32 protein-coding genes are annotated in these 25,469 nt (G+C 35.9%); 9 read left to right on the forward strand and 23 right to left on the reverse strand.

All coding sequences use genetic code 11. From position 1 onward, the window contains the following. Positions 1–589 precede the first annotated feature (589 nt). The 9 genes from CC99x_RS07740 to CC99x_RS07780 form a co-directional block, all read right to left on the reverse strand. The gene (locus CC99x_RS07740) at positions 590–997 is read right to left on the reverse strand and encodes a hypothetical protein (protein ID WP_057625635.1); all 408 of its coding nucleotides are present in this window, start codon (positions 995–997) and stop codon (positions 590–592) included. Positions 998–1,312: 315 nt separating this feature from the next. Continuing rightward, positions 1,313–1,450 carry a transposase gene (locus CC99x_RS07745; RefSeq protein WP_141651951.1) on the reverse strand — a complete coding sequence of 46 codons (138 nt, stop codon included), beginning with the start codon at positions 1,448–1,450 and terminating at the stop codon, positions 1,313–1,315. 126 nt (positions 1,451–1,576) lie between these two features. Continuing rightward, positions 1,577–2,113, reverse strand: coding sequence for a hypothetical protein (locus tag CC99x_RS07750; RefSeq protein ID WP_057625634.1), 537 nt, complete (start codon positions 2,111–2,113; stop codon positions 1,577–1,579). Positions 2,114–2,151: 38 nt separating this feature from the next. Beyond that, positions 2,152–3,150 carry a hypothetical protein gene (locus CC99x_RS07755; RefSeq protein WP_057625633.1) on the reverse strand — a complete coding sequence of 333 codons (999 nt, stop codon included), beginning with the start codon at positions 3,148–3,150 and terminating at the stop codon, positions 2,152–2,154. 137 nt (positions 3,151–3,287) lie between these two features. Then, the gene (locus CC99x_RS07760) at positions 3,288–3,503 is read right to left on the reverse strand and encodes a hypothetical protein (RefSeq protein WP_057625632.1); all 216 of its coding nucleotides are present in this window, start codon (positions 3,501–3,503) and stop codon (positions 3,288–3,290) included. Positions 3,504–3,573: 70 nt separating this feature from the next. Further along, positions 3,574–4,797 (reverse strand): hypothetical protein, encoded by a 1,224-nt coding sequence (locus CC99x_RS07765; RefSeq protein WP_057625631.1) that lies wholly within the window; start codon positions 4,795–4,797, stop codon positions 3,574–3,576. A 45-nt stretch (positions 4,798–4,842) separates the two neighbouring features. After that, positions 4,843–5,253: a hypothetical protein gene (locus tag CC99x_RS07770; RefSeq protein WP_141651950.1), complete on the reverse strand. Its 411-nt coding sequence runs from the start codon at positions 5,251–5,253 to the stop codon at positions 4,843–4,845. A 52-nt stretch (positions 5,254–5,305) separates the two neighbouring features. After that, positions 5,306–5,614 carry a hypothetical protein gene (locus CC99x_RS07775; RefSeq protein WP_057625629.1) on the reverse strand — a complete coding sequence of 103 codons (309 nt, stop codon included), beginning with the start codon at positions 5,612–5,614 and terminating at the stop codon, positions 5,306–5,308. Between the two features lie 98 nt (positions 5,615–5,712). Continuing rightward, positions 5,713–5,922, reverse strand: a complete 210-nt coding sequence (locus CC99x_RS07780) for a hypothetical protein (protein ID WP_057625628.1) — start codon at positions 5,920–5,922, stop codon at positions 5,713–5,715. A 16-nt stretch (positions 5,923–5,938) separates the two neighbouring features. On the opposite strand from CC99x_RS07780, the gene CC99x_RS07785 reads away from it, so the two are divergent. The 7 genes from CC99x_RS07785 (at position 5,939) to CC99x_RS07815 (ending at position 10,583) form a co-directional block, all read left to right on the forward strand. Continuing rightward, positions 5,939–6,466, forward strand: coding sequence for a hypothetical protein (locus CC99x_RS07785; protein WP_057625627.1), 528 nt, complete (start codon positions 5,939–5,941; stop codon positions 6,464–6,466). A 963-nt stretch (positions 6,467–7,429) separates the two neighbouring features. Next, complete coding sequence (locus tag CC99x_RS07790) at positions 7,430–7,729, forward strand: IS3 family transposase (protein ID WP_057625624.1); 300 nt, start codon at positions 7,430–7,432, stop codon at positions 7,727–7,729. Positions 7,730–7,827: 98 nt separating this feature from the next. Beyond that, entirely contained in the window at positions 7,828–8,199 is a 372-nt protein-coding gene (locus CC99x_RS12990) for a DDE-type integrase/transposase/recombinase (RefSeq protein WP_141651949.1), read from the forward strand. 84 nt (positions 8,200–8,283) lie between these two features. Next, on the forward strand, positions 8,284–8,688 hold the full coding sequence (locus tag CC99x_RS07800; protein ID WP_057625622.1) for a hypothetical protein: 405 nt from the start codon (positions 8,284–8,286) through the stop codon (positions 8,686–8,688). 173 nt (positions 8,689–8,861) lie between these two features. Further along, entirely contained in the window at positions 8,862–9,176 is a 315-nt protein-coding gene (locus CC99x_RS07805; RefSeq protein ID WP_259596534.1) for a transposase, read from the forward strand. After that, on the forward strand, positions 9,173–10,018 hold the full coding sequence (locus tag CC99x_RS07810) for an IS3 family transposase (protein WP_259596692.1): 846 nt from the start codon (positions 9,173–9,175) through the stop codon (positions 10,016–10,018). The genes CC99x_RS07805 and CC99x_RS07810 overlap by 4 nt, the downstream gene beginning before the upstream one ends. A gap of 118 nt (positions 10,019–10,136) precedes the next feature. Then, positions 10,137–10,583, forward strand: a complete 447-nt coding sequence (locus tag CC99x_RS07815; RefSeq protein WP_057625656.1) for a hypothetical protein — start codon at positions 10,137–10,139, stop codon at positions 10,581–10,583. Positions 10,584–10,768: 185 nt separating this feature from the next. Here CC99x_RS07815 and CC99x_RS07820 read toward each other — a convergent pair whose 3' ends face one another. Further along, a complete protein-coding gene (locus tag CC99x_RS07820; RefSeq protein WP_305790524.1) occupies positions 10,769–11,677 on the reverse strand; it encodes an IS3 family transposase in 909 nt (302 codons plus the stop codon). After that, positions 11,611–11,925 (reverse strand): transposase, encoded by a 315-nt coding sequence (locus CC99x_RS07825; RefSeq protein ID WP_259596534.1) that lies wholly within the window; start codon positions 11,923–11,925, stop codon positions 11,611–11,613. Before CC99x_RS07825 ends, CC99x_RS07820 begins: the two co-directional genes overlap by 67 nt. A 126-nt stretch (positions 11,926–12,051) precedes the next feature. On the opposite strand from CC99x_RS07825, the gene CC99x_RS07830 reads away from it, so the two are divergent. Then, on the forward strand, positions 12,052–12,444 hold the full coding sequence (locus CC99x_RS07830; protein WP_057625653.1) for a hypothetical protein: 393 nt from the start codon (positions 12,052–12,054) through the stop codon (positions 12,442–12,444). A 2-nt stretch (positions 12,445–12,446) separates the two neighbouring features. Further along, a complete protein-coding gene (locus tag CC99x_RS07835) occupies positions 12,447–12,812 on the forward strand; it encodes a hypothetical protein (protein ID WP_057625652.1) in 366 nt (121 codons plus the stop codon). Between the two features lie 155 nt (positions 12,813–12,967). Here the strand turns inward: CC99x_RS07835 and CC99x_RS07840 are convergent, their stop codons facing one another. From CC99x_RS07840 to CC99x_RS07895, 12 genes are all read right to left on the reverse strand, one after another. Continuing rightward, positions 12,968–13,858 (reverse strand): DUF6602 domain-containing protein, encoded by an 891-nt coding sequence (locus CC99x_RS07840; protein WP_057625651.1) that lies wholly within the window; start codon positions 13,856–13,858, stop codon positions 12,968–12,970. Between the two features lie 694 nt (positions 13,859–14,552). Next, the gene (locus tag CC99x_RS07845; protein ID WP_057625650.1) at positions 14,553–15,041 is read right to left on the reverse strand and encodes a GNAT family N-acetyltransferase; all 489 of its coding nucleotides are present in this window, start codon (positions 15,039–15,041) and stop codon (positions 14,553–14,555) included. Continuing rightward, positions 15,029–15,334: a type II toxin-antitoxin system TacA family antitoxin gene (locus tag CC99x_RS07850; protein WP_057623779.1), complete on the reverse strand. Its 306-nt coding sequence runs from the start codon at positions 15,332–15,334 to the stop codon at positions 15,029–15,031. The genes CC99x_RS07845 and CC99x_RS07850 overlap by 13 nt, the downstream gene beginning before the upstream one ends. A 1,152-nt stretch (positions 15,335–16,486) precedes the next feature. Continuing rightward, positions 16,487–17,317, reverse strand: a complete 831-nt coding sequence (locus tag CC99x_RS07855) for an MC/SLC25 family protein (protein ID WP_057623781.1) — start codon at positions 17,315–17,317, stop codon at positions 16,487–16,489. 259 nt (positions 17,318–17,576) lie between these two features. Next, a complete protein-coding gene (locus CC99x_RS07860; RefSeq protein ID WP_259596644.1) occupies positions 17,577–17,711 on the reverse strand; it encodes a hypothetical protein in 135 nt (44 codons plus the stop codon). A gap of 280 nt (positions 17,712–17,991) precedes the next feature. Then, positions 17,992–18,528: an NADH-quinone oxidoreductase subunit B family protein gene (locus CC99x_RS07865; RefSeq protein ID WP_057623783.1), complete on the reverse strand. Its 537-nt coding sequence runs from the start codon at positions 18,526–18,528 to the stop codon at positions 17,992–17,994. Between the two features lie 9 nt (positions 18,529–18,537). After that, positions 18,538–20,085 (reverse strand): hydrogenase large subunit, encoded by a 1,548-nt coding sequence (locus CC99x_RS07870; RefSeq protein WP_057623785.1) that lies wholly within the window; start codon positions 20,083–20,085, stop codon positions 18,538–18,540. Between the two features lie 27 nt (positions 20,086–20,112). Beyond that, positions 20,113–21,567: a hydrogenase 4 subunit F gene (locus CC99x_RS07875; protein ID WP_057623787.1), complete on the reverse strand. Its 1,455-nt coding sequence runs from the start codon at positions 21,565–21,567 to the stop codon at positions 20,113–20,115. A gap of 1 nt (position 21,568) precedes the next feature. Continuing rightward, positions 21,569–22,225 (reverse strand): hypothetical protein, encoded by a 657-nt coding sequence (locus CC99x_RS07880; protein WP_057623789.1) that lies wholly within the window; start codon positions 22,223–22,225, stop codon positions 21,569–21,571. Further along, positions 22,225–23,172, reverse strand: a complete 948-nt coding sequence (locus tag CC99x_RS07885) for a respiratory chain complex I subunit 1 family protein (protein WP_057623790.1) — start codon at positions 23,170–23,172, stop codon at positions 22,225–22,227. Before CC99x_RS07885 ends, CC99x_RS07880 begins: the two co-directional genes overlap by 1 nt. Then, positions 23,157–25,175: a hydrogenase 4 subunit B gene (gene hyfB / locus CC99x_RS07890; protein ID WP_057623792.1), complete on the reverse strand. Its 2,019-nt coding sequence runs from the start codon at positions 25,173–25,175 to the stop codon at positions 23,157–23,159. The genes CC99x_RS07885 and hyfB overlap by 16 nt, the downstream gene beginning before the upstream one ends. Then, positions 25,172–25,462, reverse strand: coding sequence for a HigA family addiction module antitoxin (locus CC99x_RS07895; RefSeq protein WP_057623794.1), 291 nt, complete (start codon positions 25,460–25,462; stop codon positions 25,172–25,174). Before CC99x_RS07895 ends, hyfB begins: the two co-directional genes overlap by 4 nt. Positions 25,463–25,469 lie beyond the last annotated feature (7 nt).

Raw genomic sequence — 25,469 nt, forward strand, 5'->3', positions numbered from 1 at the left:
TACCCACACGTTTTTACAGGGTATTTGGTGGTGTGCTAAGGGAGTAACACCACCCGCATATTACCTCCTTAATTCTGTTATTACCCTCTTTCTTAAAAAAAGCCAGATTCAGTTCTACACAATTATGCAAATACAGCATTTCGCAACGGGTCCCCGTAACATAATTATTGTAAAAATCGACAGATTAATTTTAAAAAAAATAACTTCGAACCAAGTAGTTAGAAGTCCCCGAGCCTTTCTTTTCATCTGATCCGTTCTTGAAACATGGGTAGCACTTTGGATATCAAGCAGCCTGTTGGTTTTTTAAGATATCTGGAAAGCGTTGATAAAATAAAGTCCATTTAACATATGCACAATACAGACCAATTGACCCATATTTTACCTCATGTATGAAAGAGTGCTTGATGCGTAATTTAGAACTATGGTAGAAGAAGCCTTTATGACTTTCTTAATTATAAAATCAGACAAAAATAAAATAAGATTGGCAGGGAATATTTTTACCCTAATTTTTATAGCATTTTCACATAAATAACTTAATACATCTCGGTTAAAGTGTCTCTTTGAGCCAATTAGTTTAACCTCCGCATAATTACTGATCCAGCCAATACTGCAATCTCTCTTCGGATTTTTCATAGATTTGCTCACATTGACTCATATATTTATTCATTAATATCGAAATATTCTCAAAATTATTATCTATATCAGCAATCATTTCTTTCATTAATAATTCTGCTCTTGCTACAGCAGTTTCTGGATGCGAAAAGCTTATAGCCCCCTCTAATAAGGCCTCTCCTGCATCCCGATATCTAATTGATAATTCATCACCTTCTTGAGTTTTTTTTTTCCGAGAAGCTGCTTCTGAAATCAGCAAAAAATAAACTGAACATTCAGCAAGCTCATAGGAAAAATTATTTTTTGCCCGAGACTGATCATATGCGTTTGCAGAAAACGGTATAAGAATAAGCATAAAAATTAAAGCTAGTGATATATTTAGCATTTCTACCTCTTAAGGAAATATGCATCTAACAACGACAACTTGAACAAAAGTACTATCACAACACACTAATCTTCCATAACAGCAACCGCAAGCACCTTGATGTCAAGAACAGCATCCTCTGCGCTCTATCCATTTATTCCGTAATGCTTGGTTATCTGCGTAGCCACACATATTTGTGCGAGAGAGCTGTAGCCTTTTTTAGAATTTCCTTTTCACGCTCGATTTTTCTAATTTTAGCCTCAAGTTCTTGTATACGGCGTTGCTCAGATGTTATAGCTTTCCCTTTTGTCGGGGGTACACCTTGACGCTCTTTCTTTAACTGACTGCCCCATCGTTCCATTGTCGATGCCCTATGCCTACTGTATTGGCCGCCTCTTTGGCCATATAACCATCATCTAGCACTAAACTGGCTGATTCGTTCCTAAACTCAGGCGTAAATGCTCTTCGCCCCATTTTGGATACCTCATTTTTCGTTATGGCATTTTACCATCTTTATGCGTGTCCAAAATCATTAGACCACTACAGCCAGCACCTAATAGAACAACATGTGGTCTCATATTTCTTGGACTCTCTATGAATTTATTTTTCCTCATTTTTTCGATCTTTGTATCTATGTGGATTAGATATTTTATCCAATTCGTTTACCATATTTCTAACCCGATAAACTTCTTCTAAAAAAGAACTTAGAAAACCAATGCACATTACTACACTAAACTGTATTCCTCTCAATTGACCGTGCTCAATGAATACCATTTTAAATTCAGAACCATCGGCCTCTTTTTCATATAACTGTTGTAGTTTTTTTAATTTTAGATCTGAGTTTTCTGATGGCAATTTATGAACAAGCTCGTTTCTAAGTTGGTTTATCGACGATATCATAGTCCACATGCTATTTTCACACTCATCAAGAGATATTGCTCTAGCAATATGTGTTTTTTGGCTAAATGTTAATTTTGAACTGGTAATAAACCTTGAATTAAACACAAACTGTGAAATTATTTTAGTCAAAAACTCCTCAAGTAATAATTGACCTCGCAAAACAGTTACATCCACATCATCTGTACTAAAAAAATATTCTTGATGTTTTTTTATGTAACTTATATAGTTGTTACTCATTATTACCCCATATCAAAAATAACAAACAACTCTTGTTCTTATATATCATTTTCTTGATTAACTTTTAAAATGCAACATAGGAAAATTAATTCCTCAGTGTATCTTCTTGCGTACTTTAAGTATCCATATGCAAAAACCCCATTTAGAAAGGAGAATAAAATGAGTATAAATAACAGCCCTGGGAAAAATGAACAAAACACCCAAGTCATAATAAAAATTAAAAGAGCATAAAAGAAATGTAAGACTGATGCCATCAGCATATTTCTCATAAAACCGTAAAGAGCGACATAATTATGAATACGGTCGTAATGAGAATGAGTATTTTCCAAAACAAAATGATAAATAAAATGAAAGAATTTACTAAGCTCATTTGGTTTTGATTCATCCAAACTCATATCAGGAAATAGACATGCCATTATAAATTTTATCTTTCTCCTTGCCTCCACGTGCATTGCAATTGGTTGAACGCGATGAAAATTATTTTCCTCTCTAATTCCGTCAATAACATCATCTTTGGTAATTGGAGGAGAAAATAAGAGTTGTTGGATCTTTAAAGCAGGTAAAATTGGAATTGCCCAAAATATAAAATTAATAACACTTCTTATACAACCATGCTGTTTAATAAATTCATCGTTTTCTTTCACATAGTCACAGTGCTTAACATTTGAATGACTTACGTTCATTTCTTGTTCATTTAAATCATTTTGCGTATATAAAATATAGTTGAATGTTTTTCTTAACCGAGCAAAATAAGGCAATTCTTCAATTATAATATTAGATAATACAGATATTACGTGTCCAATAATATAAAATATGACTAATAGAAAAGGAGATACTAAAAGTAGGAACTCTAATTGCTCACATTTCATAAAAAATTTATCTAAATAAAAAAAACTACAAATTGAATATGAGCTTTCAATACCTACATACTTGTAATCAATAAAGAAAATTAATGCACAGAAATAAATGCCTGGTATTAAATAACCTAAAAAATCATATAGTGAAAATGGACTATTTTTAGCTGTGGAACTAGGCATATATTGTTAATTCAAAAAATATAGTGGTGTTCTTTTATCGGCTAAAAGATTGAGATATTGAAGACCAACCATACACTGACTTTATTGGCAGTTAAAGTTTGAGACATATTAGGATGTTAAATTAAGTTTCTAATAAATCATTTGATACTTAAGTCCTTATCAATTTCATCCAAAATTGATTTAATATTTTCCTCAACAGACATCAAGCCGTCAGTGGGCTCTTTGTGATTTATATTAACTTCAACCTGTTCATCTTTACCTAACAAACTAGCAGAAACATTCAAATAGGTTGCGGGATTTCCGATCCTAACTGAATGGAGAGCCTCTGCACCATGTTTGCGCCAATCATCCATTATGATAGGCCATTTTTTGAAAGGGCGCGCCCAACGAATCCCAATTTTTAAAACAGTTAAAAGCTGAACATTAAACTCTTCTACCGCTCTTCAATGCCTCCCTAGCAACCGCCTTAGTCAAAGCTTGCACCACATCAATATTCTGAGTCTGAATATTGTAGTTATGGGAAACCAAATTAAGCGTGAGTGTTGCTGTACTATTATTGTTTGAATAAATTGAGTTATTCATTATGGGAACTCTAGGTGGCACTAAGCCACCACGAGCAAACTTAGGGAGTTGTAATTGATTAATTTGATTCAATAAGCCAAGGCCATAGCGTTTAACGGCAGAGGCTCTGATAACAAACTCACCACTTGATAGCCTAGCTAAAATTGAATCGCTGGTTGAAGTTCCTTCGCCCATAATCAACCCACCACGTGCTTTCCGTTGAGGCTTTAATAGTTCTTGCGCTCTGCTTTCTATGTTTTGACCATCAGGGATTACAACCGCGGAAATCTTAAGTGGATTATTCAATAACTGAGCTTGAATTTGATTGCACAGCTCTTCAGCTGATTGAATTGCATCATTTATATCAAAGGACACAGACAAATGCTTTAATAAATCAGCATCTGCCTTTATTTGAGTAATTTTATCTACTATCGAGGCAATATTCTGTTCTTGAGCTTGAATCTCTGCCTGCACAACTTTATCAGCAATCGCAGCAGTTGCTTCAGCTTGGCCTATTAAATAGGATTTGGATACATTACCAGTTTTAGAGAGGAATTCAATAATATTTTTGGCATTATTGGCAGATTGAGTTGCTCTCTCTATATCCCCTGACTTCAGCGCACTTTTCGCATCTTCTTGAGCAGAAGATATATCTAAGACCGTTAGCTCATCATCAGCCCTCTTCGGAGGCGCATTAATTTTGTTAATTAAAATCTGATATTCTTTAGCAATTGTTTTACGCTTTTCTTGCAAGGCGCTTAGCTTGCCATTTGCCTCATCATAAACCTTAAGCTGCTCCATTAGGCTGGACTTTAATCGAAACGTTTCTTCCTGCTTGATTTGAATGAATTGATTGGAATTTTTACGCTCAATGTCTGTCCGCTTTATTAGAATGCCATTTACAAAATTTAAATGTTCTGAAAGTATTCTATTTTCTCTAACTGCCTCAAAAGCAGTATTACTTTGAAAATTTTTCCTTGATTCTAAGTTAAGGCGAGCACTCCAATACTGCTGAACTGCTTCTAGGCGCTCTTTGTAGAATAACCGCTCAACTTTGCTTAAGCCCTGAAATTCTTCAATACTCATTCGGACAACACAAAAAAACTACCGCGTGCTATTTATGATTACCTGTCATGACTCAATATAATTTTGTGCACTTTTCTTCAAATCTAAATATTGTTTGACTAAAGAGATACTCTCTACAACCACACCCATCGCTAAGCCTATACCAATTCCCTTGAGGGCTTTGCCAAGCAAAGTAAAATTCGTTACTAATTGTGCTGTAACTAAAGAAGCGACCACAAGTGATTTTGAAAAGCTTATTAATTTAATACCCAAAAGAGCTTTAGCAATAAATATAAATGCTTCTTTGAACTCAAGTAGACTTGATAAATATTGCTTAATGTTTGGTATGACATTAATTATGCTTTGTGTAAAATTTACAACTGCCGGTGCGATAGAAACGAATGCTCCTACTAACTGTGACTTTACGACTTGGGCTAGCAAATCAAATTGGTCAAGCGTCTTTTCAGAGCTTCTCAATAAGCTCTCATCTATGACAATGCCTAACGATCTTGCGTGCTCTCGATAAACTTCAATACCCTTGGCACCATCTTTTAGTAGCAAACTGAGCTGTCGCAGCGGCAGCACGCTCTGCTTGACTGTCCATCCTTGCTAAAGCATCTGCAACATCGTTTAGCACAGCCTCAGTGCTGCGTATACTGCCATCTGCAGCAATCAATTCTATACCTAAGTCTTTATTAATAGAGGCAGCTGCACCGGTACCATTAGTGGCCTCACCTATACGTTTAGTAAATTGCATCAATGAGCTCTCAAGTTTTTGTGTAGAAATCCCCGCTTGAGTGCTAGCAAATCGAAACTCTTGCAGGAAAGAAGTACTCACACCAACCTTATCGGAGGTTTTGGCTATACATACGCCACTTCAAATAGGCTTTTCCCTAACAATCCAATACATGCAGCTGCGCCCGCCAATATTGCTAGTTATCTGGCTACATCTCTTATTCCATTAGCAAATCGCTGCGAGCTGTCTGACAATGTATTGAAATCATTCCTGATTCGTTTAGACTGTGTTGCCGATGTGCTGCCCATCTGCTTAAAACGAGAAGAGAGCTCTTGTTCTGCTTGTCGGATAGAAGCCGAAAAGGGGCTGGTATTTGCTGTTAAAGTTAATTCAACATTATAATTTTTCATAAAACAGAAGGTTGATATGTTTACAAATAACGAAAATCAGAACAAACTGGACGCTTATCATGAAAAAATTGTTCAAACCTTTTGGGAAAATAGCTGCTCATCATTAGATAAATTTCAAAACCTAATGGGGCTTTTAATTCTGGGAGGACTGGTACTTTTCTTTCAGGATGAGGTTGCTAAAAAAATAAGTAGCGTTAAAGATCTTATTCTTACATTCTATTATCTTTCATTAGTGCTGTTGGCATTATCAAGATATCTAACAGTGAATGATTATAGAATATGGATGGATGAAGTTCATAATCACAGAGAGAATATAAAAACTCGCTCAACGCCATTTAAAGAACAAATTCACACAGGTCTATTTTCCAATATTTGTTTTTATATAAGTGTGCTTTTATTTTTTATAGGCTCTTTAATAGGCATTAATTCTATTATTGGTACTAATACATATTTTATAGTTATGTGTGTAGGGTCATTAGTCTTTATTGTGATCATTCCATTGTTAGCCGCATATATGTCATATAAATCTGCCAAGGGTAATTGAATAAATTGGAATGCCCCCTTTCTATCAAGGCAAGCGGTTCTTCTCCAAGCGTGCTAAACTCTCTGTGATGCTGTACTGAGAACCCTCTTTCTCATACCGAAAAAATCTGGATTTAGCACCTTGCACTTATCAACCACCGCCCTTAGCTCAGATGGTGTAAATTCATTAAGACTATCTTGAACCAAATCTGTCATGCGTAAAATGTCACCGATGCCGATTTCTTCGAATAGCCCTTGATCCATTACAGTATTTACAGCATCTATAATAGCCTGATTCCATATCCCTGAAAAACCATACTTATAATCTTATGAACAAGAATATATTAAATTAGTAGCATATATTTGCATTGTTTCAATCTGTTCTTCCAAAAGAGTGTTCCGCTTATCTTGGAGCAAGTTGTAGTATTGGGTACTTTTAATTACTGCCTCATAAGATTCTAATAATTTTTTAATTTCTTCATAAAAAGCTCTTTGATCTTTATGCAAATAGAATGCCCAGGATGCATCTGTATAGCTCTAATCTCTTGATATACATCACGAAAAGCAAAAATAATCTTCTTAATATCTAAGAGGGCTTTATACTGTTCTGTTCCCTTTATTGTATTTCCTACGTTTTCAAACCACAATAGGCCATAATTACAAGTAAAATTGAAGTTATACTAGAAATGCCTTCAAAAAAATCTCAGCACATGACATACGAATTATTATTTTTTAATTACCTTGACTAGCTATATCGGTTGTTAATTAAATTTCCTAAATATTAATGTAAAGGTGTGACAGACTTTTGCAGGGATCAGTGCTGCTTTGTCAAGAAAAGTACAGCAAATTTGCAATGAGCGAACCACAAAATCAAGTTATAATTGAGCCAAAACGATTTCTGGAGAAAGTAATGCTGTAGTGGTCTAATGATTTTGGACACGCATAAAGATGGTAAAATGCCATAACGAAAAATGAGGTATCCAAAATGGGACGAAGAGCATTTACGCCTGAGTTTAGGAACGAATCAGCCAGTTTAGTGCTAGATGAAGGTTATACGGCCAAAGAGGCGGCAAATACAGTAGGCATAGGGCTATCGACAATGGAACGATGGGTCAGTCAGTTAAAGAAAGAGCGTCAAGGTGTACCCCCGACAAAAGGGAAAGCTATAACATCTGAGCAACGCCGTATACAAGAACTTGAGGCTAAAATTAGAAAAATCGAGCGTGAAAAGGAAATTCTAAAAAAGGCTACAGCTCTCTTAATGTCCGAGTCATTGAATCAGTAAAGCTAATTGACACTTTAAGAGAGCAATATACGGTTGTTGAGTTATGTACTATTTTTGGCATTAGTCGTAGTCGTTATAATTACCAGAAAAAAGAAAAAGTGAGTTCTAACTGCACAGAGAGAGAGGAATTAAAAGCAAAGGTCATTGATATTCATGCTAAAAGTCGATGCTCAGCTGGCTCAAGGACAATATCAGCGCAGTTAAAGGTGGAAGGAGTATTTGTAGGTCGATTCTTAATGAAAGAGGCTGGTATTGTAAGCAAACAAGCTCGTAAACATAAGTATAAAGCAAGTGGACAGTCTGCTTTAATCGCAGCTAATGAGCTGAAGCGAGAGCTTAAGGTTAAGCAGCCAAATCAAGTATGGTGTGGTGACATAACCTTTATATGGGCGGGTACGAGGTGGTTATACCTTGCTGTTGTGCTAGATCTTTATGCTCGTAGAGTTGTTGGCTGGAGTATGTCTACGTGAATGACTATTTAACTCCAGTGGCATGCGAACAAGCTGCTGGGTAAATACCCTCTTAATGCATGGCCAAATTTACTTGACCACTACATGCACCTTACAGAAGAAGAAAAAAATAGATGCTTGAATGATCCTGATTATCTAATTAATAAATTTTATCAAAATATAAAGTTTTGTATGGCACAACACAAGGCTGCCTGTTCAGGTGATATTATTAAAGCCCATACTATTAGTAAAAAATATTTAAAATTTATATGTGATGATGAGAAAAAGGTTTATTTAACCAAAGCTTCTAGATTTAATAATAAAAATTTGATTGCTTACAAATTGGGAGCTATTAGCAAAGCATCAATTTTTACAGGATTTTGTGCTAATCATGATAAGAAATTATTTACTTCATTTGAAAATCATTCATTAGTACCATCTCGTCAACAGATCTATGACATTTCATTTCGAACGTTATGCAGAGAATATTTTTATAAAAAAACAATATAAATTTTATGCGCCTATTAAAAACTTCCGAGTTTGGCTTTATGAACAAAACAGGCTATTTAGATTCAAGTATGTATGAAAATAATTTGCTTCATGCACGCAAAGAAGCAAATTGATCTGATCCCCTGACTGTGGACACCTAATTTGATAAACTAAATATCAGTTAGGAGACGTGTATGTCCAAGTATAAGAAGTATGATAAGTCATTTAAGCAAAGAGCAGTGCAGCTAGCACTGACCTCCGAACAACCCACCTCAAAGACAGCGAAAGATCTCGGCATTCTTGAGTCAACGCTTTATAACTGGATATCCAAGGCTAAAAAAGACAAAAATATCCCTGAGGTCAAGGATGAAACTCCTGATTTAAAGCAACTTCATGAAGAACTGTTGAAGCTACGCAAGGAAAATGAACGCCTAAGGGATACCTGCGACATTTTAAAAAAGGCTACAGCCTACTTCGCGAACGACCCGAAGAAAGATTCAAATTCATAGAGAAAGAACGTCATCATTATGATGTTGTTTTGCTCTGCGAATGTATGCAGGTCTCCCGAAGTGGGTATTATGCTTGGAAAAACCGACCAGTCGAACCTGAGTGTAATGACACTTTTATAAAAGAGAGGATGAACGCTATCTTTTTGCTGAGTCGATGTTGCTATGGCTTCAGACGCATGCAGAAAGCACTTAAAAACGAAGGTATCGATTGTAATCATAAAAAGGTAAGCCGTTTAATGAAAGAATTAAAGCTGTTCCCCAAAGTAAAGAGAAAATTCAAAGCCACAACCAACTCAAACCACAAGCTGCCAATCGAGCCAAATCGGTTAGAGCGCAAATTCTTTGCGATAAAGCCGAATATTGCCTGGGTTGGCGATATTACCTATATTTGGACTGAACAAGGTTGGCTTTATTTAGCGACAGTCATCGACCTGTGCTCACGAAAGGTCAAAGGCTGGGCCATGGGTGAGCGCATAACAGCTGACTTGGCTGTTTCTGCGTTAGAGATGGCACTAAAACAAGTTGATTGTTCTAAGGCTCTTCTATTCCATTCTGATAGAGGTGTTCAATATGCTTCCCACGCTTTTAAAGAAGTTATTAAAAATAATGGAATGGTTCACAGTATGAGTCGTAAGGCTGATTGTTGGGATAACGCCGTTGCTGAAAGCTTCTTTGGCACTTTAAAGCAAGAGCTTGTCTATCACTGCAAATTTAAAACACGTGATGAGGCAAAATTAGCTATTTTTGATTACATCGAAGTGTTCTATAATCGTATCCGTTTGCACTCAACGCTGGACTATCAAACACCTGATAGTGTAGAAAGAGCCGTATTAGCTGCGTAGTTCGGTGTCCACTGAATGGGGGGCAGGTCAAATACTCACAAAAACTTATACAACACATTTCTAAAACATAAAAGAACACAAAAAAAAGAAAGAGGCTTAGGCTATATCGTCATAGGCTTTGAAAGGCTTCCAATCGCTGCAACTGGTATTTTTTTTCCCTTTACATAATGTATTAGGAGAAAAAATTCAACATGAAGATCACGGGCAACAAGGGTTTATTTACAATTTAATTCCACTAGAACAGGAATCTTTATTTATCATAGGATTCATGATGTCTACTCAAAATAATCTTCATAAAAATTTTTTAAATCCTTTCTTTGAATTTAGCAAAAATAAAAATGATTTTTTGAATTATATATTAACTTATATTTTATATAATAATGACAATATAGTAATTAATCCAAAATGGTACGATAATCTAGAACCAGCGTTCAAAGATGAATTAAGTCAATTAATGAATATTCAAACAAATAAATATGCTGAGACGATTACAATAGATTATCCAATTCAGTTTTCAACGCATATAAAAAATACAAGTTGTAAAATCTTAAAATATCATTTTTGAAAGATAGAATATAATAATCGATCATTTTAGTCGCAATATTTTAATTCGATCTGTATTAGCAGCTACGGAAAATTCTTCTTTTCGTTTTTGACGCAGCATTTAGAGAACATACACGCTCTAACTATAGAATTATTTACACAAGAAATATGTTGACTTGACCTGCCCCCCATTCAGTGGACACCGAACTACGCAGCTAATACGGCTCTTTCTACACTATCAGGTGTTTGATAGTCCAGCGTTGAGTGCAAACGGATACGATTATAGAACACTTCGATGTAATCAAAAATAGCTAATTTTGCCTCATCACGTGTTTTAAATTTGCAGTGATAGACAAGCTCTTGCTTTAAAGTGCCAAAGAAGCTTTCAGCAACGGCGTTATCCCAACAATCAGCCTTACGACTCATACTGTGAACCATTCCATTATTTTTAATAACTTCTTTAAAAGCGTGGGAAGCATATTGAACACCTCTATCAGAATGGAATAGAAGAGCCTTAGAACAATCAACTTGTTTTAGTGCCATCTCTAACGCAGAAACAGCCAAGTCAGCTGTTATGCGCTCACCCATGGCCCAGCCTTTGACCTTTCGTGAGCACAGGTCGATGACTGTCGCTAAATAAAGCCAACCTTGTTCAGTCCAAATATAGGTAATATCGCCAACCCAGGCAATATTCGGCTTTATCGCAAAGAATTTGCGCTCTAACCGATTTGGCTCGATTGGCAGCTTGTGGTTTGAGTTGGTTGTGGCTTTGAATTTTCTCTTTACTTTGGGGAACAGCTTTAATTCTTTCATTAAACGGCTTACCTTTTTATGATTACAATCGATACCTTCGTTTTTAAGTGCTTTCTGCATGCGTCTGAAGCCATAGCAACATCGACTCAGCAAAAAGATAGCGTTCATCCTCTCTTTTATAAAAGTGTCATTACACTCAGGTTCGACTGGTCGGTTTTTCCAAGCATAATACCCACTTCGGGAGACCTGCATACATTCGCAGAGCAAAACAACATCATAATGATGACGTTCTTTCTCTATGAATTTGAATCTTTCTTCGGGTCGTTCGCGAAGTAGGCTGTAGCCTTTTTTAAAATGTCGCAGGTATCCCTTAGGCGTTCATTTTCCTTGCGTAGCTTCAACAGTTCTTCATGAAGTTGCTTTAAATCAGGAGTTTCATCCTTGACCTCAGGGATATTTTTGTCTTTTTTAGCCTTGGATATCCAGTTATAAAGCGTTGACTCAAGAATGCCGAGATCTTTCGCTGTCTTTGAGGTGGGTTGTTCGGAGGTCAGTGCTAGCTGCACTGCTCTTTGCTTAAATGACTTATCATACTTCTTATACTTGGACATACACGTCTCCTAACTGATATTTAGTTTATCAAATTAGGTGTCCACAGTCAGGGGATCAGATCAACTCTGCTATAATTATAAAAATTCTCTAAAACAGAACATTTGAATAATTACAGAGCTACAAGCATGTCACATGAAAAAAAGCCAGGGATGATCAAGATAGCAATTCGCGACTTCTCTAGCACTGAGATAGATAGAATTGCTAAATCTGCCAATTGCACTGTTGAAGATGTAAAATTTATTTTAAATATTATAGAGTCACATTTTAAAAAGAAAAAATATGTTGATATCTCTGTAATATCAACACACACAGCCTTCTCAATTGATAAGGCAAAGTTTATTATTAACTCGATTAATGCAGTATCTAAAACCCCCAACGAAGAACCATTGCAAAGATCCCAAACATTAATTTTTGAAAAAGCAAAAGCCCCGGATAAGAAAAGAAATAATGATACAGAAAATCCTGGACCTATGGTAACCGCAAAAGATCAAACGAAAGGACCAAAAGGCAGAATTTAATTATGAAACTAGCAGACATTTGGAATTCTCACGTAGCATATACAAAAGAATTTTCTACAACCACTCGGCAATTAGCTTTTGCATCCATAGCGGTGTGCTGGGTTCTAAAACCTCAAAATATTGAAATATTAACTCTTACGCCATTAGTTTGGGCAATAATTTTCGCAGTAGTCTATTTTATTTCAGATTGTCTTCAGTATGCCTCCGGTGCACTGGTTCATTATCGACTTGCCAAGAAGTGCGAAGCACAACAACTTGACTCAATACCCAAAAGCCCCAGACTAGATATTTTCCCATATCTTTTTTTAACTTTAAAAGGCATAGCATTGATAGTAAGCTATATTGCAATCGGGTTCTATTTATTTTAAAAATAGCCTCCTTTTATTTATATCCACCCATATCGAACCACCACCATTAGCGTTTATTTTGATATTGCAGAGTTGATAAGAACCAGGCTCAAAACAGGCTCTCATGTGACATTTTTTTATAAATTTTATACAAACTTAAAACTTTAAGTGAGGACTTAGCTCGTTCTCTCCTTACCAATTGCGACAGCATTCTTTTCAAAAAATATATATTCAGAAAAATAATCAAGTAAGTTAGGTTTTTTTAATGTGCAATTTTGCAAATGATTCATTAGAACCAAGAGCAATGCCGAGAGATTTCCACCAAGTATCTTATTCGCATCACCTGGTTTTCTAAAGCACCATAATTTTTTTCTCGTGCTAAATTCAGGTATAGCATTTATTGCTTTTATTTGCGGAGGAATATCTTCTAGACGCCAATTTAAAATCACTCCTTTATTTAGAAAACAAGTGACATTGGGGAGATTTTTTTGTTCAGCTTGGACGAAAATACTTAACTCTTCAATTTTATTTTCAATACTGTTGCCGTCAACAAAAAGCATAAATTTAAAAAGTGGATTCTTGTAGGGTCTTTTATCGCTAGTGGTAATATTTGAGCCATCTAATGCAAAATCATTGAATTCATTTGGTTTGGTTTTTTCTCTATAAAACTCTTCATTTAATGATTTTATATGTTCGGAAAAATCATTAATTTCTTTTGGATTATTAAAAGTAGACCTAATTTCTCCTACAGCATATACTGATTCAAATGGGATATATTCTGTGCCATCTTCTGCTTTAAATAAAACAGGTACATTATCAGCATCAGATATAATAATATCAAATTGCCGAGAAATGTTTCTTTTCACATCAATGATATGACCATGCCCGACATAAAATCTTTTAGGAAGTATTTTACTCAACACATTTCTTGCACATATTTCAACTTCATTGCCCGAACTTTTAATATCCTTGGTCGAATGAATTAATTTAGCTTTTTCTCGTGCGAGCCATATATCAGTAGCATAAGCATGATATGAATCTAACAAGTTATAAGGTTTTGTTTTCATATATTTTTTCAGGAAAGCATAAAAAAGTTGTTTAGTACATTATATCTATAAAATATGAATAAGAAACCAACAAAAGATTTTTTTCATTCTTTAGGCCAACTGTTGTTCTCTTAAATCATAGTTCGAATTGCAGCCTATTCACTTAGCTTTCTAAGATGGTTTTGTAGTATGCATACATTCAAGTCATTACCCCCCATAGCTCCACCTACTAATATGGTAATTCATATGGTTTGGGTCGAGAGCTTATGGTTACTTAGATAATAAATAGAGCATGACGGACTTTTGCCGGGATCAGTTCTGCTTTGTAGGGAAAAGTGCCGCAACTTTGCAATGAGCGAACCACAAAATAGTGTTAAATATCAAATAGATGATTTATATAATACGAGCTTCGAACCAGGTGGTCGGGAGTTCGAGTCTCTCCGAGCGCGCCATTTTCATCTTTTTTACTAGTTCCGACATTACCCTATGGGGTAACAGTGATAAATAAAAAACGTTTATTGCTGTCGATTACAAACAAGCTTAACCTCTAAATTAAAACCTAATACATGAGCGTACTCATGCAACCTTTTTAAATGTTGGCTCTTCAAGTGCGTCTGCCTTGAACTGTGCCAAAGAAGGTCTTTTAGTGCCTTTAGTCATAGTGACTTTCTCCGTTTTATGGGTCTCACAAATTCTTATCTCGTAATGTTTTAAATCAAAGTTGATGCTTGATACTCTCCAAAGGAAGAAAAAGCGTTAGTTCTATTTTATTCTCCAAAAACCCATAAGCTTGATAATAAGCTTTTGCCTTGTCATCTATGGCGTGGACAAGCAACCCACGTACAGCAGCGATTCTAGATGCTTCCATTGTTTTAATCAAAGCTTCTTTTAAAAGATGTTTGCCAATACCTTTTTCTTGCCACTTTAAATCAACAGCGAGTCTACCTAGAATCATAACAGGTATTCTTTCTGGTGCATTTTGCTTAAAACTTCTTGTCATTTCATCACGATTAACACTGCCATACACTAAAGAGTAGTAAGCAATCACTGTTTTATTGATACAAACAACTCTAGTGGTAGAGAACTTGTTTTGATTGTCTAAGGCTCTAGTCTTAAGCCAAATATTTAAAACATCATTACCGCAATCAAAATCACTTAGCTCATGTTCTTCTGAAATTAACTTCGGTGCACTTATTTTTCCCACGGCGCTTTCTCTTTAAACAAAGCTTTTAATGCGGGTATTTCTTTTGGTGGAGCATCTAACATTTTTTTAAATGCATCAAAATCTTTATCGCTTAAAAAGAAATCTTGCCTATTAAGAAGATCATTCTCAACCGCCCGGGTTACAGCATCGATGATGTAGCTAGTTCGGTCAGAATGTGGACGCAGCTTGACAGCTTTATCTAAAAGAGCGAGATGTTTAACCGGATATTTTAAGTTAACGACCTTTTTTTGAGCCAGTTTTTTATTTTGCGGACTCTTACGTGCAGATTCCATAAAATTACCTATGTATACGTTGTATATATGATAAATATATACCATGATGTATACGTTGTATATATGATAAATATATACCATGATGTATACGTTGTATACACCACTTATCAAATAATAATCTTGCACCCACACATTTTTACAGGGTATTTGGTGCTGTACTTTTGCTCAAAATTTTAATTAATATATTGATTTTTATAATATTTTAAACAGAGATCCTGCTAATGAAGGTAATGTGAATAAGAAAGGGAGTAACATCACCCGCATATTACCTCCTTAATTCTGTTATTACCCTCTTTCTTAAAAAAATTTTGCGAGCTTTTTGCCGAATACAGATATTTTGGCTTTGCTATGACATCAAGAATTATATTTAAAATTAACTTAAGCCCTTTGATAGCGCATAACTACTACAACCAAGACAAAATAATTAGGCCTAGTTTGACAGTAATCTCTCTGAATGCTTTAATCCCTTCATTTTTAGGAGAAAAAGATGGGATTAACTAGAATATCTCGATAGAATTTATTTTTACATTCTTCTGATAAGAATAAAGCAATCAAAATCGTTAAAGAATTTCTCAAACAGAATGAGAATATCAAGCCAACCAGTGAAATTGAGTATTCAGATTACAAAAAACTTAAGGGCATTAAAGTAAGCTTTACCTGCCATCATACTGCCCCTTCATGGTCTGAACTTGCCTATGATTTAATACTAACAACTCAAACTTCAGCTAGAGGATTGATACTGACTGGTTCAATTGATGAGGCTGTAGATATTTTTTCAAATAATGTATCTGGCGCAAAAGGAGTGATTGAATCACTCGGCATGGTTTGTAGTCGAGTGGATTATTCAGTAGAAAATGATATCTGTAACCAATAAGCTTATATACGTGGCTGTCCCAGGTAATGTTCTCGTTGCTATTCAAAGAGAGGCACTTTACGACAGGAGATTTTCAAGGTAAAAATTTAAAAAATCCATCTGCTCACTAACGTGAGCTTCTTCCCTTGATATCAAGGGAAGAAAACCATTCACTTCGTTCATTTTCTTACTGAAATATGGATGCTCTATACCTTATAGAATCAAAAAAAGTAGAACCACCTGCAATTATAAAGTAAACTGCAGAATGTTCAACTTTAGAGAACCTGCGGTTCTTTTGCTTAAATTTTTGGTTTTAAGTAATTACTTACACGCTGATTAACTTCGCCCATAATCATCACCGCTGAAGCAACTCGGCTCATTCGCCAAACGCTGCCTTTGTACATACCTGAAATCCCCTCTTTTCTGAGCTTCTCTTTTGCAAGTGCCCAAAGTGGTAATGGGGATCCAGTTTGCTGTGCCGTTTTCAAAGTATCCCAAGGTTGTGAAAGCACGCCGACAGCAACGCCTGCAACGGCACCACCCGCCATACTCGCTTGTCCTTCAGACATCAATTGTGAAAATCGCTCTTTCATATAGGGGGCAGCAAAGCCATAGCCAACTGTAAACTTTGCATCACGTATTGCAGTGCCAGCCATCCCTCGTCCAAAACCTTTCAAACCTTCATTCGCATATATATGTTTCATCGTAGCAAAAAAGCCGCGCTCTGGCGTTTGTTGAGTCATGATAAGTTCAGTAGGGCCACTTATGGTTGCAGAGAATCCGCCACCCACTGCATTATAAGCGATCTTTTCCATCTCTGTAGGCGGATTATGGTCATCATGACGAAAAGTGCTAATCGCAGCCACAGTACCTACTTGCATCGCAGTCACCGGAATTGTAGAGGACATGTTAGGAAGCCATCCACGATACAATACGCTTGGATTGAAAGTAAATTTCTCTTTTGGAGGAATACGATCATCCTGGTAGCGTGTTTTTAAAGTCCAAAATGGATGATCAATAAGCACCTCAACAGCACCTGCAATTCCACCACTCGCTAATGAAGACCCCAAAATACTTTTTTTCTCTTGTAATGAATCTGAGTCTGACTTAAATTCAGGACCATTTTGCATGATAAGACTCCTACGAATATTTAAATTCATATTTAAAAGATAAATATACGCAAAAAAATTGCGAACAATTTATTTGCTTAAACTATGATCAATTATAGTCACAGCACATGAGTTTTACCCGCAAGGGGCACTGTCGGGTAGGCGTCAAGCCTCGAGCAACCTTCGTTCCCATATTAGTACATGAGGATTGCGAGAGGGCGAAGACAACACCCCCGAAAAATCATGTGCGAAGACTATATTATCTGGGCTGAGATCTGGCCTAACGAGGCGCAGATATATCACTCGATAGGCCGACTGCAGATGTGACTAAAATCACTAAAGAAATGAAAGCAGCAATACTAAAAACAGAAAAGGCTTCTGCTTTTTTAAAGTTATTGATGCTTATAGAATTCATATCAATTAATGCTATATGAGAAAAAGAATATTAGACGAGGCTAACATACTCAATGCTATAATACAAGCCATCATGCTCTTGCTTCTGTTTTAATAGAAACCTTGATAATTTAAGCTGTAAATTCGAATTTCACTGTATTCTTAGCAACAATATTAGTTAACAAGCTTGTTATGATTGCACGTACTATAAATATAATGATTTATTTTATATACCAGAAAGGGTTCTAGCAGTAAAAGACAAAGAAAAAAATTTCTCTTGCTCTTTCACCTCAGAACCAGAATCATGGCTTTAGTGATGTGATGACTCTGCTAGGCTCTTTAAGCATTATCATGTTCAAAATTTCTTTCAAAATTTCATTTGGTTTTGGAGGGCATCCTTTGATGGTGGCATCCACTGGAATAACATTATTGACTGCGCCACGACAGGCATAATTTTCGCCAAAAATTCCACCGCAACTGCCACAGTCGCCAAGTGCCACAACCCATTTAGGGTTAGGAACTGCCTGATACGCCTTTTTCAATGCTTGCTCCATGTTGACTGAAACAGGCCCTGTTACCAAGAGTATATCTGCATGTCGAGGGCTTGCCACAAAATGAAGCCCATAGCCTTCTATATTATGATATGGATTGTTTAACGCTTGTAATTCAAGCTCACAACCATTACAAGAGCCAGCATCAACATGACGGATCGCTAAAGAACGTCCAAATATTTTAAATATTTTCCGATGCAATACAGGTATTGTGTCAGTATTTTGAAGTTCTGGAAGCGTCTTACTTTTTATACCTACCCGAAAAGTTTTTTGAAAAATTTTTATCATACAAATGCCTCACAAATCATGACCAGCATAATTCAAATTAAATGATTTATTAATCAGAGGAAAATCAGCCACAATGTTGCCTAATACAGCAAGCTCAAGTGCCGGCCAATTCAAACTCGATGGATCGTGAGGATGTACGCGAGAGAGAAAATTATCTTTTCCTGTTTTAAGGGCAATAAATACCGCACCTCGAAATCCTTCAACCCAGCCATACCCCTCTTTATTAGCAGGGAGCTCATGAATATTAACCGCAATAATATCCTTTGTAATTTTAAGTTCATGCAAAATATGATTCAAAATACGAATGGATTCAAAAAGCTCACCAAATCGCACCTCCGCACGTGCCCAAACATCTCCTTGTGATTTAATGATCTCATTTACTTTTAAATCAGTATAAGGAAAAGTAGGATTATGAACACGCTGATCACAATGAATACCACTCGCACGTGCACAAAGACCCAAAACCTCTAAATCTTCCGCTTGGCTTTTATTTAGAATACCTGTCCCATTAAATCTATCTTGTACACCACCATGTTGATCAATGATCTTCTTTAATTCTTGAATTTCATTTTTAATAATAGCCAACTCATCTCTGATTTGATCCAAAGCTTCATCATTGAGATCGGATTGGACACCACCTGGTATAATCAAATCCATAAGGTATCGATGTCCAAAAATCAGATCATTGATACGCAACATATCTTCTTTTAATCTTGAAAAATGTGCCAAACCAAAAGCAAAACCTGTATCATTTATTAAAGCACCAATATCACCCAAATGATTCATCATTCTTTCACGTTCAAGCAACAATGCTCTTATCCATAGTGCACGTTTGGGTGGTAAAATATCAGAAACTGTTTCAATTGCCATTGCATATGCCCAAGAAAAAGCCACCGTTGAATCACCGCTGATTCTACCAGCAAGCTTTGCTGCTTCAAAAAAATGAAGCTTTTCAAATCGCTTTTCTATTCCTTTATGCTTGTAACCTAATCGTGCTTCAAGACGCAAAATTTTCTCACCAACAACTTGAAAACGAAAATGTCCAGGCTCTATGATGCCTGCATGTATCGGCCCAACTGGAATCTCATGAACGCCCTGTCCAGAAACGCGCATGAAAGAATAAGGCCGAGTACACTTTGTTATACCCTTCACTGATGAATCTTCTTTCTGTAATGGAAAATAATTGGTAGGCCATTTATGATGAGAAAGCCAAGATCTCTCATCTTTTGTCTGCATTGCTTTTATACCAAGTAAATCAAAAACAGCACGTTGCATACGATTTGCACTCGGAAAAATAGGTGTTAAATCTTGATAATGTGGATTGTGTGAATCAAGATGCAATTTCAAAATAAGTAAATTTTCATTTAAATAAAATGTTATATTTAAGTAATATCTATCAACAATCTCTCCATTGTCTTCACCCCATAGACACAACAGCTTAGCACCGGCCTCAATTAAATGAAGATAAATATTTTTGATATGATCGTTTGATACAATTGCTTTGTATATTTGAAAATCTTTTGAAACCCGCTGAAATTCTATGCCACTAAAATTCATACGCTTAATATACTCTCATGATAGGGTTCAAAGGGATAGTAATTGTTTTGCCGTCTGATAATACCAATCTTTTATAAAATCAGGCATATAAACACCTAATACAATCACAATAAAAATATGAATAAAAAATGGTATGAGTGAAGGTCTAAACTTAAGTTCTTTAACTTTAGATATGCCAAAAACCATGCCTTGCACTTTAGAAAAAATAGCAGCAAACGCCACCGCCAATGAAATCAAAATAAGCGGCGCAGCCCACGGCTGTTCATTCATCGTGGTTGTGATAATTAAAAATTTACTTGTAAAGACACCAAAGGGAGGCATTCCTAAGATAGCAAGACTCCCCAGCATTAAACTCCATCCTATCAAAGGGCTTTGCTCAATAAGCCCTTGAATATGTTTAATTTTTTGACTGCCTGCTTTTTGTGCAGCGTGACCAACTGCCATAAAAATGGCTGATTTGGTTAATGAATGCATCGTCATATGCAATAAAGCAGCAAAATTAGCAATAGGTGTACCCATTCCATAAGCAAAAGTAATCAAACCCATGTGCTCTATTGAAGAATAACTATACAATCTTTTGATGTCCGTTTGTCGCAGAAGTATAAATGCTGCAACAATAATGCTTAATAAACCAAATGCCATAAGCGCATAACTTGGAAAGGCATTACCAATAGACGGCTCAATTAAAATTTTACATCTCATAATCGCATAAAGCGCAACATTTAATAAAAGACCTGATAATATAGCAGATATCGGCGTTGGCCCCTCTGCATGTGCATCTGGCAGCCAATTATGAAGAGGCACTAATCCACATTTAGTGCCATAACCTATCAATATAAATACAAAAGCAATTGAACTGATATTGGGATCAATTTGACTTTTAATGGCATTTAAAGAGGTCCAAAACAAAGCATCACTGCCACTACCCAATACTTTTTCAGCAGCAAAGTAGATAAGTATTGTGCCAAGCAAAGCTTGGGAAATACCAACACTACAGAGAATAAAATATTTCCATGCAGCCTCAATAGATTCACGTGTTCTATAAAGGCTGATTAAGAGTACTGTTGACAAGGTAGCCCCTTCCATTGCCACCCATAATATACCTAAATTATTTGTCATTAATGATAACAGCATTGTACCGATAAAGATTTGATACATACTATGATAGAGCTGCAATCTCTTCGGAGATAAGTTTCTATGCGCCACTTCATTCTTCATATAGCAGCGACTAAATAATGCGGTGGTAAATCCTATAAATGCGGTCAAAAAAACGATAGAAATATTAAATGAGTCAACATAGAACCATTGTCCCAAAGCCATCATCGAGCCATTTTTATTTATCTTGTATAAGAGCAACATCGAAAATAATGTTGTTAAAAATGACGATGCTATATTAAACAACTCAGCATAACGCTTGTGGCCTATCATTCCCAAAAGAATGCCACTCAAAAAAGGAATCATTAAAATTATTAATATAAGCATTTTATTTTTCTTTAAGATTTTCCAAATGATGGATATCAAGGCTATCAAATGATTGTCGAATATGGAGAAAAAATACACCAAAAATAATAGTTCCAATCAACACATCAAATGCAATTCCCAGCTCAATCGCAAAAGGCATTCCTTTGCTTGTACAAGTAGAAGTAAAGAGCAAACTCGTTTCTAAAGATATAAAGGCAATCGCTTGAGTAATAGCTTTTTTTCTGATGATAATCATCATTAAGGAAATAAGAACGCAAGATAAGGCAATTCCAAGTGTTGAACGCGTCAATCTTTCTGCATTTTCGCCGATGGGAAAAGAGAGCGTGAAACTAATGATAACTAAGCCAATCCCCACCAGCAAGATGGTTGGGATATTGTAATTTATTTCAATTTCATTAATGAGGCCAAGTTTGTTAATCACTCTATAGATAATATAAGGCAGAAGAAATACTTTTAGAATAACGGTAATCACGCATGAATAAATCATTGCGTTTTCTTTGGTTGAAAGTGCAATAAAAAACATACAACATGCTGAAAAAAACCCTTGCCAGCTCAACAAGTATATTTGATTACAAATTTTTCTCTGAAAAAGAAAAGCAAAGGTAATTAAAAGAATAAAACTGGATGAAAGATTAATGAGTTGTTCTGTCAAAGCCATTACGAAACCCTCAGTGTTAATAACAAATGAAGGAGGATACCTAAAACAGCAAGCAGAAAGCCTATAGATAGAAATTCTGTTACTCTAAAAATTCTTAATTTAGCCATTGTACTTTCAAGACAGACAATAAAAGTAGCGCCCAAAAATAACTTTATGACACAAGAGATAAGGCCGATGAAAAAACTTAAGGGTGTAATAGCAATGGGTATACCCCAAGGCATAAATATTGATATGCCAATCAGACTATAAATCACAAATTTAAGATCACAAGACCATTGAATAAGCGCTAAATGACGTCCAGAATACTCTAAAATCATCGCCTCATGAATCATGGTAAGCTCTAAGTGTGTTGATGGATTATCAACAGGCAAACGTGAATTTTCTGCAAGCATCACAATCAAAAAAGCAAAAAACATAAAGACAAGACTTGGATAAATCTGCAAGGGATGCGTAATGAGATAGGTTGATACAGTACTCAAAGAGGTAGAATTAGCAAGAAGCGATACACCAAAAAATATCATGAGCAAACAAGGCTCTGCTAGAAATGAGACAAACATTTCTCGCCTTGAGCCTAAATTTCCAAAAGACGTGCCAATATCCATTCCTGCAAGCGCAAGAAAAAATCTTGCAAATCCAAACAATCCTGCTAAAGCAATGAGATCTGCTGCGTTCGAAGCAAATAAATTTACAGAAAAAATGGGAATAAGCATCGCGGCAAAGACCATACACCCTATTTGAATATAGGGTGTTACTCGATAAATAATAGATGCATGATGGGCAACCAAAGTTTCTTTTTGAAATAATTTTCGTAAATTTCTGTACGGTTGAAAAATGCCTGGCGCACTTTTATTTTGCAACCACAAACGGCAATTGTTTAACCATCCCATAACAAGTGGAGATATCATTAAAACAAATAGTGCTTGAAAAACGACTAATACGATTTCCATCTTACGATTACCAATAAAATAATTAATGCGACCACATTGTATGTTAAGTAAATATTTATTTTACCTTGCTGAATCTTTGCGATAAGCCGAGAACTTTTTTCTACTATCTTTATAATAGGGATATAGAGTTGCTCCCACAATAAATCATGAATAACGGAAATATATTTTGGCTTATCATCAAAAGCATTAAAATGATTTTGAGATATTTTCATGAATTGGCCAAATACATTTTTCAAGGGTTGTCCAAAGCCTTCAGCAGTATCTTGCATACGAGGCGTTAATGTTGTCAAACCGCAACGCCAAGGCTCAATACGACGCGTGTTACGATGATAAATAAAGCGCACCATTGTAAATAGCACCAACGTTACACCAAGAATGAAAATTAAATACAACAGCGGATTATAGCTGGCTTTCTCAATTGATATGGGAACAAGGGTAAGCGCTTCATTGGGAAATATTTCTAAAGAATCTTTCTGTTTTAAAATAAAATAAGCTATCGGCTTTAAGACTGAGATGAAAAAGCTTGGAAAAATACCCAACATAAAACATGAAAATGCAAAATAGGAAAGTGCAATTTTCTCTGTTAATAATGCATCTGTAGCACTATTAAGTTTTTTCTCTCGAGGTTGACCCAAAAAGATCACACCAAAAAATTTGACAGACATATACCCCGCTAATCCAGCGACTAATATAAAGAGTGCTGCACAAAGTGGCATAATGAGCCTTAAATAATTTTCAGAAAGCTCTGCAAAGGACAAAAAAGATTGAAGCATCAGCCATTCTGACACAAAGCCATTGAGCGGTGGCAAACCTGCCATTCCAATCACGCCAATTAAGCTGAGTATTGCTACCCAAGGCATAAACCGTATCAATCCACCTAACTTGCCAAGATTTCGCTCTCCAGTTGCGTGTAAAACATTTCCCGTTGATAAAAAAAGCAAACTTTTAAAAAAGGCGTGACTGAGACAATGATATAAAACAGCGACAAGTGCTAAAGCACTCAGATCACTATTATTCATGGATGAAAAGCTAAGACTTAAACCCGTTATCGCAAAAATAAGCCCCATATTTTCTATGGTTGAAAAGGCTAAAAGTCGTTTCATATCTGTTTGTGCAATTGCATAAATAACAGCGTAAAAAGCTGAGAATAAACCAATAATGAGCAATATTAGCCCAACCCAAGAGGGAAAATTTCCACCCAAAATATCAAAAGCAAATCTAATAAAACCATAAATGGCTGTTTTTACCATGACGCCACTCATAATGGCAGAAATGGGTGATGGCGCAGCGGGATGTGCTTCCGGGAGCCATACATGAAATGGCACCAATCCAGCTTTAAAAGCAAAACCTAAAAAGGCAAGCAGCAAAGCGAGCATTTTCCAAAGAGGCGCTAGCGTAACCTGTCGTAGTAAATCAAAAGAGAAATTACCCATTCCATGCTGTGCCACGCCCAAGGCTAATAAGAGCGCTAGAGCACCAATATGAGAAATCAGAAGATAAATAAACCCTGCCCTTCTAGATTCTAAAGAATGATGATTTACGGTGACAAGAAAATAAGAAGTTAAAGCCATTAACTCCCATGCAATCAGAAAGCTATAGCCATCATTGGCTATAAAAACCCACGCCATTCCAACCAAAAACAAATGATAAAAAACAAAGGTCGTTTGAAAAGGCCGTCCTTTGATATCTCTAAAATAAGATGAGGCATGCAAGGAAATTCCAGCCGATGAAAGCCCCAAAATAATTAAGAAAAAACTTGAAAGGCTATCAATGCGAATCAAAAACGGAAAATCCAGAAGCCCAAGCGGCAGAATAAGAGTTTCACACGTTTCTTGACTTAACAAGAAACTCGCAAAATAAACAATCAATAGACTGGATATAAAAGTAGGAATAAAAAATATTTTTGTATTTTTAAGATTTTGAAATAAAAATGGCAAAAAACCACTGCTTAGCCATACCAAGATAGAAGCAATGATTCCATATTCGTTAAAGTTAGCTATCATTTCTCAAAATCTGCTAATGGTTTTACAATCACATGTGTCAATTTTGCATGCCATAAATCCCAATCTCTTTGCAAATCAAGCCAATATTCTGGTGTTGTTCCTGGGATAGCTTCACTAAAAGACAAGGCTGAATCAGCGGTTACCCCCCGCTTTGCATTAATGATTTCATTGAGTCGAGCATAAGTCCATCCCAAATGCAAAGCAAATGCTGTTTGCGTAATCCCATTTGCTTCAAGAAAATTACTCACAAGTACTTGTCCAGGATGCACTGGTTGTTTCATTCCCATGTGAAAT

Source organism: Candidatus Berkiella cookevillensis, assembly GCF_001431315.2.
Classification (GTDB): Bacteria; Pseudomonadota; Gammaproteobacteria; order Berkiellales; family Berkiellaceae; genus Berkiella_A; species Berkiella_A cookevillensis.

What these genes read in the sequence shown, in the direction of transcription:
- CC99x_RS07740 (WP_057625635.1), bottom strand. Translation starts at nt 997, where the DNA reads ATGCTAAATATATCACTAGCTTTAATTTTTATGCTTATTCTTATACCG.
- CC99x_RS07745 (WP_141651951.1), bottom strand. Translation starts at nt 1,450, where the DNA reads ATGGGGCGAAGAGCATTTACGCCTGAGTTTAGGAACGAATCAGCCAGT.
- CC99x_RS07750 (WP_057625634.1), bottom strand. Translation starts at nt 2,113, where the DNA reads ATGAGTAACAACTATATAAGTTACATAAAAAAACATCAAGAATATTTT.
- CC99x_RS07755 (WP_057625633.1), bottom strand. Translation starts at nt 3,150, where the DNA reads ATGCCTAGTTCCACAGCTAAAAATAGTCCATTTTCACTATATGATTTT.
- CC99x_RS07760 (WP_057625632.1), bottom strand. Translation starts at nt 3,503, where the DNA reads ATGGATGATTGGCGCAAACATGGTGCAGAGGCTCTCCATTCAGTTAGG.
- CC99x_RS07765 (WP_057625631.1), bottom strand. Translation starts at nt 4,797, where the DNA reads ATGAGTATTGAAGAATTTCAGGGCTTAAGCAAAGTTGAGCGGTTATTC.
- CC99x_RS07780 (WP_057625628.1), bottom strand. Translation starts at nt 5,922, where the DNA reads ATGAAAAATTATAATGTTGAATTAACTTTAACAGCAAATACCAGCCCC.
- CC99x_RS07785 (WP_057625627.1), top strand. Translation starts at nt 5,939, where the DNA reads ATGTTTACAAATAACGAAAATCAGAACAAACTGGACGCTTATCATGAA.
- CC99x_RS07790 (WP_057625624.1), top strand. Translation starts at nt 7,430, where the DNA reads ATGGGACGAAGAGCATTTACGCCTGAGTTTAGGAACGAATCAGCCAGT.
- CC99x_RS07800 (WP_057625622.1), top strand. Translation starts at nt 8,284, where the DNA reads ATGCACCTTACAGAAGAAGAAAAAAATAGATGCTTGAATGATCCTGAT.
- CC99x_RS07805 (WP_259596534.1), top strand. Translation starts at nt 8,862, where the DNA reads ATGTCCAAGTATAAGAAGTATGATAAGTCATTTAAGCAAAGAGCAGTG.
- CC99x_RS07825 (WP_259596534.1), bottom strand. Translation starts at nt 11,925, where the DNA reads ATGTCCAAGTATAAGAAGTATGATAAGTCATTTAAGCAAAGAGCAGTG.
- CC99x_RS07830 (WP_057625653.1), top strand. Translation starts at nt 12,052, where the DNA reads ATGTCACATGAAAAAAAGCCAGGGATGATCAAGATAGCAATTCGCGAC.
- CC99x_RS07835 (WP_057625652.1), top strand. Translation starts at nt 12,447, where the DNA reads ATGAAACTAGCAGACATTTGGAATTCTCACGTAGCATATACAAAAGAA.
- CC99x_RS07840 (WP_057625651.1), bottom strand. Translation starts at nt 13,858, where the DNA reads ATGAAAACAAAACCTTATAACTTGTTAGATTCATATCATGCTTATGCT.
- CC99x_RS07850 (WP_057623779.1), bottom strand. Translation starts at nt 15,334, where the DNA reads ATGGAATCTGCACGTAAGAGTCCGCAAAATAAAAAACTGGCTCAAAAA.
- CC99x_RS07855 (WP_057623781.1), bottom strand. Translation starts at nt 17,317, where the DNA reads ATGCAAAATGGTCCTGAATTTAAGTCAGACTCAGATTCATTACAAGAG.
- CC99x_RS07860 (WP_259596644.1), bottom strand. Translation starts at nt 17,711, where the DNA reads ATGAATTCTATAAGCATCAATAACTTTAAAAAAGCAGAAGCCTTTTCT.
- CC99x_RS07865 (WP_057623783.1), bottom strand. Translation starts at nt 18,528, where the DNA reads ATGATAAAAATTTTTCAAAAAACTTTTCGGGTAGGTATAAAAAGTAAG.
- CC99x_RS07870 (WP_057623785.1), bottom strand. Translation starts at nt 20,085, where the DNA reads ATGAATTTTAGTGGCATAGAATTTCAGCGGGTTTCAAAAGATTTTCAA.
- CC99x_RS07875 (WP_057623787.1), bottom strand. Translation starts at nt 21,567, where the DNA reads ATGCTTATATTAATAATTTTAATGATTCCTTTTTTGAGTGGCATTCTT.
- CC99x_RS07880 (WP_057623789.1), bottom strand. Translation starts at nt 22,225, where the DNA reads ATGGCTTTGACAGAACAACTCATTAATCTTTCATCCAGTTTTATTCTT.
- CC99x_RS07885 (WP_057623790.1), bottom strand. Translation starts at nt 23,172, where the DNA reads ATGGAAATCGTATTAGTCGTTTTTCAAGCACTATTTGTTTTAATGATA.
- hyfB (WP_057623792.1), bottom strand. Translation starts at nt 25,175, where the DNA reads ATGATAGCTAACTTTAACGAATATGGAATCATTGCTTCTATCTTGGTA.
- CC99x_RS07895 (WP_057623794.1), bottom strand. Translation starts at nt 25,462, where the DNA reads ATGGGAATGAAACAACCAGTGCATCCTGGACAAGTACTTGTGAGTAAT.